This is a genomic window from Marinomonas sp. TI.3.20 (genome assembly GCF_038155025.1).
Classification (GTDB): Bacteria; Pseudomonadota; Gammaproteobacteria; order Pseudomonadales; family Marinomonadaceae; genus Marinomonas; species Marinomonas flavescens.
This window is the reverse complement of the sequence record NZ_JBAKAS010000141.1, coordinates 1-254: the sequence shown is the minus strand read 5'-3', so window position 1 is coordinate 254 and position 254 is coordinate 1. Positions and strand designations below refer to the sequence as shown.

The window sequence follows — 254 nt, the reverse complement described above, 5'->3', positions numbered from 1 at the left end:
TGACTTTCTTCATCAAAAAATTTACGCGGTCGACGGACTCGTCCGACATAATCCCAACCTAAGCTTTTTACTAACTCTATCCAAGGCATTTTAAAACCGGCATCCGTGACAATGATTGGTTTGGTCTTCTCTTTTGGAAGAAGTGATTTCAGCGTTGAAAGAAAGTACTTGTGTGTTTTCGGTTTTTCTTTGGTTTTAATACCATGCACTTCTTCGTATAGAGTAAATGGCCGACCTTGAAAGGCCACTACAGC

1 protein-coding gene is annotated in these 254 nt (G+C 40.6%); it reads right to left on the bottom strand.

Annotated features, from left to right (window positions below):
* Window positions 1–254: transposase (locus V6259_RS19920; RefSeq protein WP_341586007.1), on the bottom strand; the 254-nt coding region annotated here is incomplete at both ends.